Origin of the sequence: Vibrio cionasavignyae (assembly GCF_050337155.1) — a bacterium.
Taxonomy (GTDB): Bacteria; Pseudomonadota; Gammaproteobacteria; order Enterobacterales; family Vibrionaceae; genus Vibrio; species Vibrio nomapromontoriensis.
Genome location: NZ_JAKJSR010000012.1, coordinates 172,621 through 188,901, shown reverse-complemented (window position 1 = coordinate 188,901; position 16,281 = coordinate 172,621). Strand labels below are relative to the sequence as shown.

Below are 16,281 nucleotides of genomic sequence, written 5' to 3'. Positions count from 1 at the left end.
GTCAATGTAATTCATCGCGATGTCGTAAGCACTTATTACACGATGCTGCTTTATTGTCCATCCACAACGATTCCATCACTCTGCCATTGATTACTGTTTGCAGCCCAATCCCTCACGCACTATACTGTATGTATATACAGGTAAAATATTATTATGCATACTTTAATCACTGAGCTCCAAAATAAGCAGTTAATTTGGAAAGGAAGCCGATCCTTCTCCAGCACTAAAGATTATCGCCCAACAGGTTTTGATGAACTTGATCAGCGCTTAAATGGTGGGTTTCCTAACCACGGTGTCGTTGATATTCAATCGATCGGTGGCATTGGCGAGTTGCGGCTGTTGCTCCCTCATATTACTACATGTGCAGAAAAACGACTTTTAGTCTTAATCAATCCACCGGGTTACTTGTGTGCCGACTATCTCTTAGGCCAAGGTATTCAACCTTCACAAGTACTCATGCTCTACCCAACCTCAATCAAACATGCGTTGTGGGCTGCCGAGCAAAGTCTAAAGAGTGGAGCCTGTGGTTGTGTTTGCTTATGGCAAAAAGACATTGAAATTCATCATGCTAAACGCCTTCAAGTCGCCAGTGAAACCGGACAATGCTTGCAGTTTTTATTCCGTCCAGTTCAACCCCACATTTTCTCTTTGCCCGTTTCTTTAGGCTTAACGCTTGAACCTCATGAATCAGGACTTGAAATCAGCATTACCAAGCAAAAAGGCGGATTCTCTCGTCGTCCTTTTATCGTCAATATGACGGCTTGCTGGCCAGAGCTCACTGTCACAGCTGAGCCTAGCGCTTCAACTGTAATTTCATTTCCTATGCAGCAGCAAGGGTAGTCATCGTCATGTTGCTTTGGTTATATCTACATTTCCCTACACTACAAATGGACACGTTATTTCACCAAGATAAAGATAACGACCTGACTTTAGCAATTGTTGATGGGCGTAAGCATACTATTGTGCAGCTCAATCATAAGGCTAAAAAACAAGGCTTACAGTTAGGGATGGGGCTTGGTAGCGCAGCGGCGCTTTGCCAAGACTTACAAGTTCACCCTTACGAGCCTAAAATTGAAGAACGACGTTTAACTGAGATTGCTCAATGGCTCTACTTGATTACCTCAGATATTAGCCTCTCCCCCCCTAATGGCATTTTAATCAAGGTTACCAACATGCTGTCGCTATACAGCAACATGGAGAATTACTGGCGTAATCTGTCCCAGCACTTGGCGCATTTACAGGTTCATACATCCTACTCAACCGGGCTTTCTCCGTATGCAGCAACGCTCATGGCGAAACAAAACAAAAACTGGGTGGTGACGGATACGCAGCAGCTGAAGGATGCAATACGCCACTATCCTATTTCATTGAGTGGGCTACCAGCCCAACAAGTGAACCAACTACAACGAGTTGGTATTCATAATATTGACGATCTGTTAGCCCTCCCTTTACCTGAAATAGCCAAACGATTTGATATTGATTTGGTTAATTACATTGGTAAGCTTACTGGGCAATTTAAGCACCCCATCGATTTTTATCATCCACCAGAGCTCTTTTGCTCTTTTCTTGAATTGCTATTTGATATTGAAAACATCGCATGGTTAGAAAAGCCGCTTAACATTTTATTCCAGAGACTTGAGCTATTTTTAAGGCTACGAGACAGCGTTGCTTATGAGCTTAATCTTGTGCTCCATCAACGCGATCACCAAGATAAAATCATCCCATTTCATTCCGCGCAAGGCGACTATCTAGCAACAAAGTGGCAAGCTCTATCTTCGCTTACACTAGAAAGTATTCGTATAGACAGCGCCGTCACAGGACTGACGCTTTCCGCCACCAGATTGGGTGAAAATAACAGTAGTGATCATGACTTATTTGAAGGTGTAAAGGGGAAGCAAACCGCATTAGAGCTTACTTCTATGCTACAGGCTAAGCTTGGCTCACAAGCGGTAACCTCTCTTTTACTTACCGATGATCCAAGACCAGAAATGGCGACTCAAGTCGTTCCTTTTACGCTAGATACCCAACAATGCACACCGGTTTGCCCACAGACATCAAAGTCGACGCTATTCAGACCTAGCCTTTTATTTCCGCACCCTATTCCACTCACAACTCAAGTTAAAGTGACTATCGGACCAGAGCGTATTGTTAGCGGTTGGTGGGATGGTCACCCTGTTAAACGAGATTACTTTGTTGCTCGAAATACGTCGGGTCAATGGCTATGGATATTTCGAACCGAAGAGCAGCACTGGTTCGTGCATGGTCAATTTAGCTAGGAGGTGCTATGAAATACGCAGAGCTGTTTTGTCAAAGTAACTTCTCTTTCCTCGTGGGTGCCTCTCATGCTGAAGAAATCATGCTTCAAGCAGAATTTCTTCAATATTCGGCCTTAGCTATCACTGACGAATGCTCACTGGCAGGTGTGGTACGGGCGCATACCGCAATCAAACAGCACAACCTTCGCATCAAACAGCTCATCGGCAGCATGTTTTGGCTCAATTCAGATTGTCAATTTGTCCTACTGTGCCCCAACAGAGAAGCCTATGCAGAGCTTTGCCGCACCATCACAAATGCAAGACGTCGCTGTGAAAAGGGGCAATATCGCTTATCAGAGTGGGACATCATGTCACTGCGACATTGTTTTGTTATCTGGCTACCAACAGGGAACAGTGATGATAGTAAATGGGGGCAGTGGTTATACAGGCACCATAGCAATAGAGTCTGGATGGGTCTACAACGTCATTTAACCTCTAATGAACACCAGTACCTACAGCATTGTAAACGGCTTTCCCAACAACTTAGCATACCAATTACCGCTTGTGGCGGTGTGCTCATGCATACGGCCACTCGTTTACCGCTACAACATACTCTTACTGCTATCCGCCTTAATACCTCTATAGACAAGGTCTGCGGTCAGCTATTAGTCAATACAGAACGAAGCCTAAGACCCAAAAGTAAACTTGAAAAGCTCTATGAGCCTGAGTGGATTGCGGAAAGTGTTCGTATTGCAAAATATTGCGATTTCCAACTAGACACCCTTCGCTATGAGTACCCAAGTGAGCTACTCCCTAAAGGGGAAACTCCTATGAGTTATCTACGAAAACTGGTTGAGCACGGTAAAACAATACGCTTTCCCGAAGGCATCTCATATGAGATCGAACAGACCATAGAAAAAGAGCTCAATTTAATTCAACAACTTAATTATCCGTTTTTCTTCCTGACGATTCATGATGTTGTCATGTTCGCTAAACAGCAAGGGATCCTCTATCAAGGTAGAGGATCCGCTGCTAATTCAGTGGTGTGTTATTGCTTAGAGATTACCTCCGTCGATCCTCGGCATATTTCGGTGTTATTTGAGCGTTTTATTAGCAAAGAGCGTAAAGAACCACCTGATATCGATGTCGACTTTGAACACGAAAGGCGCGAAGAAGTCATTCAATACATCTATCGAAAATATGGCAGGGAGAGAGCGGCACTTGCCGCTACGGTCATCTCTTATCGCTTTAAAAGCGCGATACGAGATGTTGGAAAAGTTCTGGGGATCAGTGAAACTCAACTCGATTTTTTTATTAAAAATATTAATCGCCGTGACCGCAGTCAAGGGTGGCAAGCGCAAATCGTTGAGCTTGGTTTACAACCAGACTCCTTAAAGGGCCAGCAGTTTATTGAACTGGTCAATGAAATCATGGGATTCCCAAGGCACTTATCGCAACATGTTGGTGGCTTTGTTATCTCAGCAGGCCCATTGTATGAATTGGTACCCGTTGAAAACGCCGCCATGGATGAACGAACTGTAATTCAATGGGATAAAGATGATTTAGAAAGCTTAGGGTTACTCAAAGTCGATGTCTTAGCGTTAGGTATGCTAACCGCCATTCGAAAATGCTTTCAATTAGTAAAGCACCACTACGATGTGGATTTAACAATTGCAGATATTAGCCGTCAAAAAGACGATGCTAACGTCTATAAAATGATTCAAACGGCCGATACGGTTGGGGTATTCCAGATTGAGTCTCGGGCGCAAATGAGCATGCTACCTCGCCTAAAGCCAGCCTGTTATTACGATCTCGTGATACAAATTGCCATTGTCAGACCCGGTCCTATCCAAGGGGACATGGTGCACCCTTTTCTTAAACGGCGAAACGGTGATGAAGCTATCTCTTACCCCTCAAAAGAAGTGGAGGCGGTACTACTGCGAACGCTAGGGGTGCCTATTTTTCAAGAACAGGTAATCAAATTAGCAATGGTCGCAGCGGGGTTCAGCGGTGGTGAAGCAGACAAGCTGCGTCGAGCAATGGCGGCATGGAAAAAAAACGGCAATATCTTTAAATTTCGCACTAAACTCATTGATGGAATGCAGCAAAGGGGCTACGAGCTTGCATTTGCAGAACGTTTGTTTGAACAAATTTGCGGCTTTGGTGAATATGGGTTTCCAGAAAGCCATTCCGCTTCATTTGCGGTCTTAGCATACAGTTCCGCTTGGCTAAAATATTATTACCCACACGCTTTTTATACAGCCTTACTCAATAGTTTACCCATGGGGTTCTATAGTGCCTCACAGCTGATACAAGATGCGAAGCGACATGGTGTCAGCATACTACCGGTGTGCATTAACCACTCCCATTATCACCATGATTTAGTGCCAACAAACAGCAAACCTAATACACATTGTTCAAACTTAAATTTAGACTCAGTAGCCGCAAATGCTCATCCCCTTGCCATCCGTCTTGGTTTTAAGCAAATCAAGGGATTACGGTATGAAAGTGTGCAACGTATCCTCCAACATCGTCCTGATGCAGGGTTTACTACGCCAACACAAATCAAACAATTGAGGTTGAACAAAAAAGAACTGGAACTGCTCGCATCAGCCAATGCTCTACAAATTATTTCAGGTGATCGCTATGCGACTCGCTGGGCTATGATGGACACCCTACAAGATTTACCACTCTTTCATGAGTTGCCCTATGAAGCACAACCCCTTCCCCATCAACCAAGTGAAATAGACAACGTACTTGAAGACTTCTCTTCAATGAACATGTCACTTCACCAACACCCGATTCAGTTACTTGATCAAGCGGGGGTGTTAGGTAGGTTTACTCGAATGCAGTCTCTTCAACATCATTCCCACCAATCCGTTGTACATGTTGTTGGGTTAGTCACAGGGAAACAATCGCCAGGAACCGCAGCAGGCGTCACCTTTATTACCTTAGAAGATGACACCGGAAATATTAATGTCGTGGTGTGGAGTGCAACGGCAAAAGCACAAAAAAAGGCATATTTAACCGCCAAGATTCTGAAAGTTAGCGGCATTTTAGAAAGAGAAGGAGAAGTCACACATATTATCGCTGGCAAATTAACAGATATCACCGATAAATTAGCCGCGTTAAAAGTTCAGTCACGAGAGTTCCATTAAGCCGCGTGATAAAGCTATAAAGCGCATGATAAATCTATAAACCGAACGCTAAGGCTTGGCATTGTGGCTACACTAATTCAATCGTGAATAATTCAATAATGCCATTCTACGTTACACCCTTATTTACCAAATAACAGATGAGAAAAAAGGGAGTAAATACTCCCTTTTAAGTTCAGTTCCTCGGTCGTCATGGTGCTAATCGCTCCATGACATTACCGATCTATTTCAACTGGCGCTTCCGTACGTCTTTTTTTCCATTCCCTGAATATTAGTAAACTTAGAGTCATTACGACTTTTGAAGTTAGCCAAATCATTCTGATGGAACAACCTTTCGTCAGTAGAATTATAGTTCACTGTATCTATCTCTAGGTGGAGATAGATACATGTCAATTATAGCACGCTAAACGCTCAGATTGTAATCACGCAACTAGAGTATCAACTCTATAGGATTTGGCTCATTCTTTGTTGAACAACATCGACAAGTAAATCTGGCTGGAACTTAGAAATAAAGCGATCACAACCCACTTTTTCAACCATGGCATCATTAAAGCTACCACTTAACGAGGTATTCAATGTGATATAGAGTTGACTCATGCGAGGATCATTTCGAACTTCATGCGTCAATTTGTACCCATCCATCTCAGGCATCTCTGCATCAGTAATCATCATCAATAGCTCAGAACAAACATCAATGCCTTCATCACACCATTGCTTCAATAGCCTTAATGCCATAGCACCATCGAAGCATTCGATAATTTCTACACCCAATTGCTCCAAAGTACCCTTAACTTGATTTCTGGCGGTAGAAGAGTCATCTACTATTAAGATTTTTTTACCTGCTAAATGAGGAAGTAACGCAGTGTCTAGCGTTTCTTCTGAAATAGAAACGTCATAATCAATGATCTCGGCGAGTACTTTCTCAACATCAATAATTTCAACCAAATGGACGTGCTCTCCTTCCTCTACCTTAGTGATAGCAGTGAGATAATTCGCCCGACCGACCGTTCTTGGAGGAGGCTGAATCTCTGTCCATGTGGTATTAACGATGTTCTTCACTTCGCCCACTAAAAAGCCCTGCACCGTACGATTGTATTCGGTGATAATCAGGTTGTGATCTCCGCCCTCTGCGGGTCTAGGAAACCCTACCGCTCGTCTTAAATCAATAACAGGAACAGAAACGCCTCTAAGTGACGCTATGCCGCAAATACTAGGGTGCGAGCCGGGAAGTTGAGTAAGAGGGGGAAGCTTTAGCACTTCCTTAACTTTAAATACGTTAATAGCAAACGTCTGACGGCTATTTAAGTTAAACATCAGCAGCTCTAGACGGTTTTCACCCACCAGCTGCGTTCTTTGATCAACTGAACTTAATACGCTCGACATGAGATTTCCTTGGAAAAACAGTTACTAGAGTCCTTATCTCATGTAATCAACATCTTGGACAAGAAGTTTTGCGACAAAACATCAAAACTATGACGCTCAACAAGCACCCTACGCACAGTGAAATACGATACACACGTACAATACACACGGTAGAAACGTCGATGACTAGCCTTCGATGACTTTCATGAGTAATACACCATCATACAACGCTTGCTTCACCAATGCCGCACCGGGCATCGTTGCTTGCTTATAAAACCGAGACTCTACTAATTTAAGATCTTGAGTATAAACGGGTAGGCTTTGCTGCTCTATACAGCGTTGAATTGCTGGGTATAAAATATCTTTTGCCTGATTAATAACCCCGCCAATTAACACTTTTTCAGGGTTAAAGAGGTTAATGACTATCGCGATAGCAGAACCGAGGTTGTCCCCTAGTTTTTCGATAACATTCACAGCAAGTGGATCGCCATTGGCGGCAGCCTCACAAATAGCCTCAACACTAATTTCTTCTTGCTCAGCCAATACTGACGTCTCACCATTTGCTATGCGTTGGGAGACTTCTCGTCGAATAGCCTGCGAACTCGCAACGGTTTCCAAACAGCCCTTGTTGCCACAGTGGCAATCCAATCCGTTACGATCAATCTGAATATGCCCGAGTTCACCAATGTTACCATGGCGGCCTTGTAGCACGCGTCCATCAAGAATAATGCCCGCCCCTAAACCATGGTGAATGGAAATCAGAACCGAATTATCACAATCTTGAGAATGACCAAATAAATTCTCAGCCAGCGCCCATGCACGAGTATCATTCGCGACAAATACCGGGAGGCCAGTTGCGTTAAATATTTCCGCACCAATCGGGAAGTTAGCCACGTTGTAATGCGGCATTTGCAGCACAATACCCTGATCGGTATTGACTAAACCAGGCAGTGTTAGCGCGATACTGGTGACACGGTCTAGCTCGTTGGTGTAGGTTTCAAAAAATTCTTCGATTTCATATAAGAGACGAGCGATAACGTCGTCTTGATCAACTTCATGAATTTCTATCTTAGTATCAATGAGGACATCCCCACCAAGCTCATGAAGCGCGATGGTTAAATATCCTCGCCCCAAACGCATCGATAAGAATTGCCATCCTTGATTATTCGTTTGTAAACCAACAGCAGGACGACCACGACTGATCGCTTCTTGAACCGCCGTTTCATGAATAAGGTGTGCAGCGATAAGTTCTCGCGTGATCTTCGTAATACTCGCTGGCGCTAAGCCACTTAATTTCGACAAATCGATGCGCGATATAGGCCCAAATTGGTCTATTAATTTATACACACGACCAGCATTGACCTGCTTGATATGGTCGATATGCCCAGGTTGAGCCATGTACATCTTGCACTCCAAAAAACAACAACCTAGCAATTTTTTTACTTTGCGAAGTAATTGTGAAGCAGTTTGGTGAATCGCCGTGACAAACATCACGCATATAGGGCAAAGTTTGGGGTGCAGGTCATGTTACTCATCAAAACTGCGCCTAAAACAATGAAAGAATATTACACCAGCACAAGAAAAACACACCAAAAGCATTACTAAAAATGCACTTATTAATCCACGAGAAATAAGTGATTTTCAGCGCTCTTCGATACAGTGTTTTTGACTTTTTAGATAAAGAATCGGTTTGAGTTTTGCGGCTTTGTCACTAGGCTTTGATAGTGTTCTATAAACTGAAATCCAGCTTCTAGACCTAATTGGTAATCATGCAAAATGTCATCTTTTTTACTCATCAACGATGATGTTTTCAACGCTCTGCTTGGCGCTATTTGCATAATGAAACAGTCATCCGGAGGCAAGGATAAAAAGGTGCTCGTCAACGAATAAGTCTGATAATGCACCATTAGCATATCCGCAAGACCAGCATCGAATTTCTCACCAAACACATGACTAAGGCGATAGATATCAGCGCCACCAAATAGCCAGCGACCACCATTAATCATATTAAGGTGCTGAGAATGTTTCTGGGCTTCGGCTTTACTTAGCTGGAGGTCAAAGAATCCGTTCCAGTCCTTAGACCATTGTTCTAACTTGTCTTGCCATTGTAGTTGAACACTATTTAGTGACTCACGAAACCACGTTGGCGGCTCAGTCACCTGCGGCTGATCTGATACGATGGGCTCTTCCTGTGTGAGTTGTTCCTCGGTACGAATCACCACCATCATACGATTTTCTTGTCGCCATGCCTCCTGAACCGGAATCGATGCAGAGACCCCTCCATCAATGTACTCACGTCCATGCACCGACACCGAACCATCAAACAAATTTGGTATGGCACTTGTCGCCATCATTACCCAATACCAATCATCTTGTAGCATGGGTAAATAGTGATCTTTCAGAGTTAAAGTGTCCGTCACAGCCGCAAAAGCTCGCCGATGCCCCATGGAACGCCGCCCCATATCAATATCAAGCTTATAAGGATAATCATATAATTTATCCAACGCCCACTTGAGATTCAGTGACTGCTTCTTACGGATAAAACTGAAGACATTAAAAAATTGTGGATCCGTAGTTAAATCCAGCAGAAATGCTCGCCCCAAACCAGGTTGACGCGCCAAATACGCACACAGGTTAAGCGCCCCTGCCGAGGTACCATAAAACTCATCAAAAGGGTCAAAGTTAGAAAGTAGAAAAGAATCAAGAACACCAGAGGTAAAAATACTACGCTGTCCTCCTCCTTGTGCAATTAGCGCAGTCTTACCTCCTACGTACTGTCTAAAGCGTTTAGGATCAATAGCAGCATGGGAGTCCGTTACCACACCTGTATTTGCCATAACGTAGCTAAGCGGCCAAAATTGCAGTGAAGCCAAAAGCAAGAATGATCGAAAATGCTATTGTAGTAATACTAAGCGCCATTTTTAAATTAAAGTCCATACAACCTCCAAATGTAACATTGTGTTTACTATTGTGACACAGTATACCAATACGGAAATAACGACTTCAAAATTATGATGTTACTGTCACACTATGTTTAAACGTTAGTACAAACTGGTCAATTACGCTAATGACACAAACACCATCAGCTCAATGAAGGAGAAGCCTTATGACTAAGTTTATTAGCCAGATCATCGCCACTTTCTTTGTTTTAATTGCCACGCCTTCACTCTCTTTCGCCAACGTCATCGTTACGCCGTTCATTGGCTATAGCATTGGAGGGACTGCCGTTGATGGTGACAATAAAACCTATGACATTTCTCCTTCAAGCAATCTAGCACTTGCCGTCGAGTTTCCGCTATTAAATGGACGCATTGGTGCGTTCTATTCACAGCAAAACTCATCTCTTGATACGTTGAATTTGGATTCAAAGATACAGTACTTACAGCTACAAAGCAGCGCAGAGTACCAAGTAGCCGAGAAAACTCTCGCCTATATTGGGGCTGGATTAGGCGCTTCACACATTTCAGCAGACTGGACTAAGTCTCAAACAGGCTTTGCCGCAAGCATTTTCGGTGGGATTGAATACCAGCTAATGCCTCACTTATTCCTCAACGGTCAAGCAAGATGGCAAGGTACCGTCGTGAGTAATGAAACCGTCTCGGTGTGTAATTTACCCACTAACGACCAAAGTTGCTTTATTGGCTTTAACACACAATGGATGAATCAATTTCAGACTAATATTGGCGTGAGCGTCAAATTTTAGTATCAAACAATACCCTGCCGCTTACACATCGATATTTATATTGGTTTGTAGCACATATTTTAGAGACTACGTCTAAAATAAAATTTAGTGGTTTACTCTATTTATAAAACCCCTAATTATGGATTGATTTGCGATAGATATCACAGTCAGCATACAAAACCCAAAAAGCAACATTTCATAGATGATTCATCTACCAAAGATACCCCCCTATACAAACGCAATCTATTGCCAACACTCTATAACATGGGTAATCTTAACCTCACACTTAGTTGAAAATTTTAACTTTCAATACTAAGCGCTAGTAAATATGGTTTATATCACTACGATAATGCCATGTTACCAGCATAAAAAACCACAAATAAAACACAACACAACCGATAATTGGCTCACCATAACAAATGACATTTAATAATTGGTGCAGCTCGCTATTCCTTGAATAGCATTTTATGTCGCAGACGATGTAGTAAAAGGAGTTAACTATGAAACGCGAACAGTGGGGATCCCGCGCCGGATTTATTCTTGCAGCAGTGGGGTCGGCAATCGGACTCGGCAATATTTGGCGATTCCCTTACATGGCCTACGAAAATGGTGGCGGTGCATTCTTTATTCCTTACCTTTTTGCCATGATCACAGCCGGTATTCCATTCATGATTCTCGAATTCAGTATGGGTCAAAAATACCGAGGCTCTGCACCAAAAACACTCAGTAAAATTAACGCCAAGTTTGAATGGCTCGGATGGTTTCAAGTCGGAGTTGCGGCAACAATCGCCGTCTACTATGTCGCAGTTATTGGTTGGGCAATTTCTTATTTTGGCATGTCGTTTACTCAAAGCTGGGGAACCGACACTAATGCCTTCTTCTTTAGTGAATACCTACAGCTAGGCGACAACTCGCCAACTAGCCTTGGCGCTATTCAGTGGAAAATTGCTGGCGCAATGCTCATTGCCTGGGCAATCACCTACTCCGCTATTGCTGGTGGTGTAAAGGCAGGGATTGAGAGAGCAGCAAAAATCATGATGCCTATCTTGTTCATCATGGTAATTCTACTTATTGGTCGCATGATATTTCTTCCTGGCGCACTCAACGGTGTTAACTACCTATTCGAACCCGATTTCAGTAAAATCTGGGACATGAAAGTCTGGGCTGCCGCTTATGGTCAAATCTTTTTCACGCTAAGTATTGGTTTTGCCATCATGCTCGCTTATTCAAGCTATTTGCCTGAAAAGTCGGACATTACTAACAATGCTTTCATGACAGTATTGATTAACTGTGGCTTCTCTATCCTAGCTGGTATCATGATTTTCTCTGTACTTGGCTACATGGCTCAAGAGCAAGGTAAACCACTAACAGAGGTCGTTACAGCGGGCGTAGGCTTAGCATTTGTTACTCTACCTGCGGCAATTAACTTATTACCAGCACCGTACATCTTAGGGCCACTGTTTTTCTTTGCTCTCGTGATTGCTGGTCTAAGCTCACATATTTCTATCATGGAAGCGGTTACCTCTGCAGTCATCGACAAGCTGAACTGGAGTCGTAAAAAAGCGGCCACGATCATTTGTGGTGCTGGCCTCATTATTTCCATGGCGTTTGCAACTAATGGCGGTCTATTACTACTAGATTTAGTTGACCACTTCGCGAATAACGTTGGCATTGTTGTGAGCTGCTTCATTGAGATTATTCTCATGGCATGGCTACTAAAAATTGCCGATGTACGTGAATATGTTAACAAGGTTTCTGACTTTTCAATTGGTGCTTGGTTCGACATCTGCTTACGCTTTATCACGCCAGTTATTCTCGCAATGATTGTTGCAACAAAGTTCCAAACTCTTATCACTGAGGGTTATGGCGGCTACGCGCAATTTGATCTCATGCTACTTGGCTGGGGACTCATGGGGCTGCTCGTCGTCGTTGGTGTTGCCGTCAATGTTACTAGTAAGAAGGACGCTTAAAATGACAACAAGTGCAATTATTATGATGGTTTTAGGGCTAGGTATTACATGGGGTGGTGCATCTTACTGCATCAAAAAAGCCATGGATAAAAACCATAAGTAGCCTATCGCTTTCAATACTTCTTAACGCCCTTCACCAGAACAGTTAGGGCAATAACATAAAAGCCAGCATCTTCATGCTGGCTTTCTTATTGGGGATGCATTCCGTCTTTACTTTTAAAAACTGTAACGAATACCAATACCCGCTCCAATCCCTAATTTCAAATCACTCTTGTGGAACATCATATTGGGTGTTAACTGCGCATAAGCATCCCAACCATTCGAGATATCAAGTTCGACACCAAGCGCAATTCGCGGACCGAAGTTATCAGAACGTTTGATTTGACCACCGACGCCAGCAAACCAGGTGAACGGCACATCGCCACCAAAACGACCACGATTAAAAATGTAGTCTGCCGCAATACCATCATTGCCAATCGCAAAGTTGACCTGGTTGTTGATTTGACCAACTACGCTCAAGCCTTGATCCAGCCCCATACCAATTTTAAACCCGCCATTACCGCCGCTACTTCGACTGGAAGATCGTTGACTACTCGACTTTGCTGGCTTTGATTGAGCTTGACTCGATGATGCGTTGCTATTCGAAGAAGCGGTACGGCTGGTGTTCGTGGATTGTTTAGCAGCGGCTGTATTGGTACTGCCTTCTTCAACGATCTGCCACTCTTCCTCACCACCTGCAGTATTGCCTGCAGCGAATGAGAAGGTAGAAACGAACATCAGACTAATTAAACTGATACCGAGTTTGAGTTTTGATTTCATGTGTTTGTTCTCTGCTTAGTGCGACCGCTCTTCTATTTGTCGAGAGCGTTTATGGGTATAACAAAATTGCAGAGATTTTAGTGAATGAGGTGATCACTATGTCATGACAAGGAAAGGGGGAAGACAAGGTTCAGATAGAAAAAAGGGAAGCAAATGCTTCCCTTGATAGTCACTTAACAAATTAGAGATTAACCGTGGTTACGAATCCACTCATCCATATCTGTTTTCAAGTTATCTGACTTAGTACCGAAGATAGCTTGTACGCCACCCGCTACCACTACCACACCAGCTGCACCAAGCTTCTTAAGCTTATCTTGGTCAACTTGTTCTACGTCAGCTACTGCAACACGTAGACGAGTGATACATGCGTCTAAACCTGTGATGTTTGCCTTGCCACCAAATGCAGCAACTAATTCGCCAGCCATGTCGCTACCAGACTGAGCTGCGGCTGCGTCGTCTGACTCATCTTCACGACCCGGAGTCTTAAGATCCATTGCTGTGATAACAGTACGGAATACAAAGTAGTAGATCGCCGCGTAAACCAGACCAACACCAATCATTAGACCCATCTTCTGAGCGTTGCCAGAAAGTACTAGGAAGTCAATTAGACCGTGTGAGAAAGACGTACCGTGTACAAAACCAAGCATGTTCGCAACAACGTATGCAGAGCCCGCTAGTAGAGCGTGAATCGCGTACAGAATTGGAGCAACGAATAGGAAAGAGAATTCGATTGGTTCAGTAATACCCGTTAGGAATGAAGTCAAAGCTGCAGAAGCCATGATACCCATTACTTTCGCACGGTTTTCAGGCTTAGCACAATGTGCGATAGCAATTGCCGCTGCTGGTAGACCGAACATCTTGAACATGTAACCGCCAGCTAGTTGACCAAAGCCATTGCCTGCTGCTCGAGATGCTTCATCAGCAACTAGGTAACAAGTTAGAACGCCGTTTTGAGTTTCGCCTGCTGCGTTCACACATGTACCTGCTTCGAAGAAGAATGGTACGTTCCATACGTGGTGCAAACCAAATGGAATCAGAGAACGTTCAACAATACCGTAGATACCGAACGCAACTGTTGGGTTTTGGTGTGCAGCCCAGTCAGAGAATGCACTGATCGCGCCGCCAATTGGTGGCCAAATGATAGAAAGAAGGATACCAAGACCAATTGCTGTGAAACCAGTAATAATTGGCACTGCACGCTTACCAGCGAAGAAACCAAGATATTCTGGCAATTGAATTTTGTAGAAACGGTTAAATGCCCACGCGGCAACACCACCGACTAGGATACCACCTAGTACGCCCGTATCGATACCTTCAACACCCATAACACCAGCCATCACGCTTAGCGTGGCTGTCATGATGCCGTAACCTACGATTGCAGCAAGACCTGCAACACCGTCGTTGTTAGTAAAGCCTAGTGCAACACCAACAGCAAATAGCAATGCCATTTGACCGAATACTGAACCACCAGCTTGTTCCATCAAGTTAGATACTACGTCTGGAATAAAGCTAAGGTCGGCAGCGCCTACCCCTAATAAAATACCTGCAACTGGCAAAACCGATACTGGTAGCATCAGTGACTTACCAACTTTTTGCAGGTTAGCAAAAAGGTTCTTAAACATGTTTATGCTCCTGATAAAGTTATTAGATTAATGGGCACTAACGGCACACCCCCGCAGCCTTAAATGTTAGCACCCAATGAAAATGTAACCACATTATGATTTGTATTTTCTGTTGATAAATATAGCTTGAGGAACCTAATACTTTCTACTGTGTTACGAAGTTAAGTTTCAAAACTCAGAGTAGATCACAGTCAAAAAAACTCTAAAAACCATTAATTATCATTCATAACCACATGAATAATAAGCAGTTTACATTTATGTCAATTAATTTCACCCAAGAAATAAAATAGCCCTATAAGTTATTTTACGTAACGTAATTACACACTGTGGCGTAGGGTCGATTTTACTTCAACATTTTTGGTGAACATTAACCTTTCGTTAACCATTTGACTTGCAATCCTAAAAAAGGATGCTTAAAGCATCCTTTTTGTTTAAATAACACGCCAACTTAATTATCAGAGAGAAAAAAGCGATCGGTAGTTTTCTGACGTTTTTTCTCCTACTTCATGTAAAGAAATGCCTTTTAATTGCGCGATATAGGCGGCGACTTCAACCACATAAGCAGGCTGGTTTTGCTTACCTCTGTGGGGAACAGGGGCTAAATACGGAGAGTCTGTTTCTATCAAAAGTCGCTCCAGTGGAAGTTGCTTCACCACCTCTTTTAGCTCTGTCGCTTGACGAAAAGTCACAATACCAGAAATAGAAATATAGAATCCTAACTCCATCGCAGCTTCTGCAAACGGAAGGTCTTCCGTGAAACAATGAATCACGCCACCACAACGTTCCGCACCACCATTACGGAGAATAGCCAGTGTATCTTCACGCGCATCGCGCGTATGAATAATGAGTGGCTTATTCACGTTCACGGCGACATCTACTTGCTGCTCAAACCGCTCTTTTTGCAGGGCTGCAGTCTCTGGCTGATAGTGGTAATCCAACCCTGTCTCACCCACCGCAACAACCCTTGGGTGCGCGACATACTCTTTAAACGTCGCAAGCGAAAACGCGCTTTCTACATCTAATGGGTGAACCCCACAAGACGCCATAACTTCAGGGTAAGGCTCAATGAGCTCCATCATCCCTGGAAAGGCCTCTAAGGTAACACCGACAGAAAGCAACTGGTGTACGTTGGCTGCTTTGGCTTGATTAACAATATCTTCAATCCCTGACGGATGGCCGTCTAGGTTAAGCTTATCGAGATGGCAATGAGAGTCTACAAACATAGAATAAGTACTTTTTAAAATATAAATGACGCTAATGAATAGCGTATATGATGAAACAATATAGCGGATGATGGAAGTAAAGGGTAAACATCAATAATGGAAAATATAGGCTGTGACCAGCCTATATTTTAAAATCGACACAGTAAGCGCCACGCCGATAACTAGCTAAGCGTATTAACGACTAGAGGCTTGG

General features: G+C 43.4%; 13 protein-coding genes. 6 read left to right on the top strand and 7 right to left on the bottom strand.

Going from position 1 to position 16,281, the window contains the following annotated elements; genetic code table 11:
• The first annotated feature begins 153 nt into the window (after positions 1 to 153).
• Genes imuA through L4D74_RS08685 form a run of 3 tightly spaced genes read left to right on the top strand, consistent with a single transcriptional unit; the run spans position 154 to position 5,413 of the window.
• Positions 154 to 840 (top strand): translesion DNA synthesis-associated protein ImuA, encoded by a 687-nt coding sequence (imuA, locus tag L4D74_RS08695; RefSeq protein WP_428751733.1) that lies wholly within the window; start codon positions 154 to 156, stop codon positions 838 to 840.
• Between the two features lie 11 nt (positions 841 to 851).
• Positions 852 to 2,276, top strand: coding sequence for a Y-family DNA polymerase (locus tag L4D74_RS08690; protein ID WP_428751910.1), 1,425 nt, complete (start codon positions 852 to 854; stop codon positions 2,274 to 2,276).
• A gap of 8 nt (positions 2,277 to 2,284) precedes the next feature.
• A complete protein-coding gene (locus L4D74_RS08685; RefSeq protein ID WP_428751732.1) occupies positions 2,285 to 5,413 on the top strand; it encodes an error-prone DNA polymerase in 3,129 nt (1,042 codons plus the stop codon).
• Between the two features lie 441 nt (positions 5,414 to 5,854).
• On the opposite strand, the gene L4D74_RS08680 is transcribed toward L4D74_RS08685, so the two are convergent.
• The 4 genes from L4D74_RS08680 to cydH form a co-directional block, all read right to left on the bottom strand.
• Positions 5,855 to 6,793: a chemotaxis protein CheV gene (locus tag L4D74_RS08680; protein WP_265673382.1), complete on the bottom strand. Its 939-nt coding sequence runs from the start codon at positions 6,791 to 6,793 to the stop codon at positions 5,855 to 5,857.
• Positions 6,794 to 6,958: 165 nt separating this feature from the next.
• On the bottom strand, positions 6,959 to 8,176 hold the full coding sequence (gene mlc, locus L4D74_RS08675) for a sugar metabolism global transcriptional regulator Mlc (protein ID WP_428751730.1): 1,218 nt from the start codon (positions 8,174 to 8,176) through the stop codon (positions 6,959 to 6,961).
• Between the two features lie 269 nt (positions 8,177 to 8,445).
• Entirely contained in the window at positions 8,446 to 9,609 is a 1,164-nt protein-coding gene (locus tag L4D74_RS08670) for a patatin-like phospholipase family protein (protein ID WP_428751729.1), read from the bottom strand.
• A gap of 7 nt (positions 9,610 to 9,616) precedes the next feature.
• Positions 9,617 to 9,709 carry a cytochrome bd-I oxidase subunit CydH gene (gene cydH / locus L4D74_RS08665; RefSeq protein WP_390902881.1) on the bottom strand — a complete coding sequence of 31 codons (93 nt, stop codon included), beginning with the start codon at positions 9,707 to 9,709 and terminating at the stop codon, positions 9,617 to 9,619.
• 169 nt (positions 9,710 to 9,878) lie between these two features.
• On the opposite strand from cydH, the gene L4D74_RS08660 reads away from it, so the two are divergent.
• The 3 genes from L4D74_RS08660 to L4D74_RS08650 all read left to right on the top strand — a co-directional run bounded on the left by L4D74_RS08660 (position 9,879) and on the right by L4D74_RS08650 (position 12,527).
• Positions 9,879 to 10,475: an outer membrane protein gene (locus L4D74_RS08660; RefSeq protein WP_428751728.1), complete on the top strand. Its 597-nt coding sequence runs from the start codon at positions 9,879 to 9,881 to the stop codon at positions 10,473 to 10,475.
• A 479-nt stretch (positions 10,476 to 10,954) separates the two neighbouring features.
• The gene (locus tag L4D74_RS08655; RefSeq protein WP_428751727.1) at positions 10,955 to 12,424 is read left to right on the top strand and encodes a sodium-dependent transporter; all 1,470 of its coding nucleotides are present in this window, start codon (positions 10,955 to 10,957) and stop codon (positions 12,422 to 12,424) included.
• A 1-nt stretch (position 12,425) separates the two neighbouring features.
• Positions 12,426 to 12,527 (top strand): MetS family NSS transporter small subunit, encoded by a 102-nt coding sequence (locus L4D74_RS08650; RefSeq protein ID WP_106427128.1) that lies wholly within the window; start codon positions 12,426 to 12,428, stop codon positions 12,525 to 12,527.
• Positions 12,528 to 12,640: 113 nt separating this feature from the next.
• Here the strand turns inward: L4D74_RS08650 and L4D74_RS08645 are convergent, their stop codons facing one another.
• From L4D74_RS08645 to L4D74_RS08635, 3 genes are all read right to left on the bottom strand, one after another.
• Positions 12,641 to 13,243, bottom strand: coding sequence for a hypothetical protein (locus tag L4D74_RS08645; RefSeq protein WP_428751726.1), 603 nt, complete (start codon positions 13,241 to 13,243; stop codon positions 12,641 to 12,643).
• A 188-nt stretch (positions 13,244 to 13,431) separates the two neighbouring features.
• Positions 13,432 to 14,865: a PTS glucose transporter subunit IIBC gene (gene ptsG / locus L4D74_RS08640; RefSeq protein WP_428751725.1), complete on the bottom strand. Its 1,434-nt coding sequence runs from the start codon at positions 14,863 to 14,865 to the stop codon at positions 13,432 to 13,434.
• A 455-nt stretch (positions 14,866 to 15,320) separates the two neighbouring features.
• Positions 15,321 to 16,088 carry a TatD family hydrolase gene (locus tag L4D74_RS08635; RefSeq protein ID WP_428751724.1) on the bottom strand — a complete coding sequence of 256 codons (768 nt, stop codon included), beginning with the start codon at positions 16,086 to 16,088 and terminating at the stop codon, positions 15,321 to 15,323.
• Positions 16,089 to 16,281 lie beyond the last annotated feature (193 nt).